The sequence below is a fragment of the Methanococcoides sp. NM1 genome, assembly GCF_900774285.1.
Lineage (GTDB): Archaea > Halobacteriota > Methanosarcinia > Methanosarcinales > Methanosarcinaceae > Methanococcoides > Methanococcoides vulcani.
Genome location: NZ_CAAGTW010000021.1, coordinates 1 through 2,372 on the forward strand (window position 1 = coordinate 1; position 2,372 = coordinate 2,372).

The 2,372-nt window shown below is 35.7% G+C and carries 1 pseudogene; it reads left to right on the top strand.

The annotated features are described in order from the left end of the window. Positions 1 to 552 precede the first annotated feature (552 nt). A pseudogene (gene ltrA, locus E7X56_RS12380) lies at positions 553 to 2,284 on the top strand (group II intron reverse transcriptase/maturase). Positions 2,285 to 2,372 lie beyond the last annotated feature (88 nt).

Below are 2,372 nucleotides of genomic sequence, written 5' to 3' on the forward strand. Positions count from 1 at the left end.
TGGAAGAGTGCGACAAGAAAGTTAAACCATGAATTGCGGAAACGCTGTCCTTTCCATTTGGGATAATCCTACTATGACATGCGTTGATGGTAACGTCAGGGTGTGAAGCTCATAGGACAATATGGAGAAGTTTGGGAATCTAACCTAAACAATCTGTTAGGATAAGAATACTATGAAGAAACGAAAGTTGAACCATTGTAAGAACCGTAATCAGTAACAAGCGAAAAATAGATTGACACGCTTGAACCAAAAGGTATAGAATCAGACCATTATGGCTTCTTCCACATAATGGGAAATGGACGAATGGTTCTCGGTTTATAGATGGCTTCTAAGGTATTCACAATTATTCATGTTATAGAACTTGGTAAGCCCTATATGTTCCCTTCGGGGTAGGAATCCTGCAAAGGATAACAATGACATAGAGGGTAAAGGAAAGGAGTAAAAAGCGAATGACAAACTGTAATGGTGTGTATAAGGGTTCAAAATTTGCCCTGATCCGAAAGGATGCAGACTTACTCTATGGTATCGAAACGTAAGAATGAAGGTATAACTATGAATGTAAGTCATTCAAATACACCAGATAATAAAGCAAAATCACTAATCAGTGGTCACGATAAATTAAATGGCGAGAAACTTACAGACATGCAACGACCCAATTGGAATGACATCGATTGGAATTCAGTCGAATCACATGTTAATAGAATACAAGTCAGGATTACGAAAGCAGTTATTAAAGGAAATTGGAATTTAGTTAAAAGACTAAGTTATTTGCTAACCCATTCTCACTACGCTAAACTGTTAGCTGTCAGAAAGGTAATTCAGAATAAGGGTAAAAGAACAGCAGGAATCGATGGAGAATTGTGGAATACACCTGTCTCTAAGATGAAAGCTGTACTTGGATTAACTGATAAGAAATACAAGGCAAAACCATTAAAAAGAGTCTTTATTGAGAAATATGGGAAAGATAAGAAACGACCTTTAGGCATTCCAACCATGCATGACAGAGCTATGCAGTCACTTTATGCATTGGCATTAAACCCAATTGCAGAAGAAACAGCAGACAAACGTTCTTTTGGATTTAGAAAATCCAGAAGTACTCATGATGCATGTGAACAAATCTTCGGATGCACATGTCGAAATAATTCTGCTCAATGGATACTGGAAGGAGACATTAAAGGTTGTTTTGACAACATTAGTCATCAATGGTTACTTGACAACATCCTAATGGATAAATCAATTCTTAAACAATTCCTTAAAGCAGGATTTGTCTTTGACCGAACTCTATTTCCAACAAAAGCAGGAACACCACAAGGCGGTATTATATCACCAATATTGGCTAACATAACCTTAGATGGAATTGAAAGTTTATTGGTTGACAAATACCGTCGAGGTAAAAGTGGAAGAATAACAGCACATCAAAGCAATAAACACAAAGTAAATTTTGTGAGATATGCGGATGATTTCATTGTTACTGCAAATACAAAGGAAATAGCAGAAGAAGTTAAAGGATTGATTGAAAAATTTTCTAACAAACAAAGGTCTGGAACTGTCTGATGAAAAGACTTTAATTACCCATATTGATGATGGTTTTGACTTTTTAGGCTGGAATTTTAGAAAATACAAAGGGAAACTTCTTATAAAACCGTCTAAGAAAAACATTCAGAAAGTAACTGAGAAAATCAGTAATACTATTAAGGATGGAAAAACATGGACACAAGAAGTTTTAATAGACACCCTTAACCCAATCATTACTGGATGGTCAAATTATCATCAAGGAGTGGTTTCCAAAGAAACATTCCACTTAATAGATTACAAATTATGGAACATACTTTGGAAATGGGCTAAGAGAAGACACCCCATGAGATCAAGAACTTGGATAGTTAATAAATATTGGCATCCCAAAGGAACGAGGAAATGGGTATTTTCAACAACAAGAAACCAACTTAAATTATTATCAGACAAAAGGATAGTTAGACATACAAAACTATCTCTGGATAAAAACCCTTATACTGACAAAGAATACTTTGTTGAACGCAAGTTCAATCAAGGTGCTAGAAAATTATCTGGAATGTTTAAGAAAGTTTGGATTAATCAAAAAGGCAAATGCCACATTTGTAATCTACCGATTGACATTAGTGCTGATGCAGAAGAAAGACCTCTACATCACAAGAATGGAAATCATAAAGATTACATTGTGTCAAACTTAGCTTACGTGCATGTTCACTGTCATAGACAACATCATGCTACTAATCCAAAAACAATAACTGTTGCCTGTAAAGGTTAAGAGATGCTTGAGCTGTATGAGGTAAAAGTCTCATGTACAGTTCTTAGGCGAGAAAGAGGGAGTAATCCCTCTGACTTAGCCGACAGAT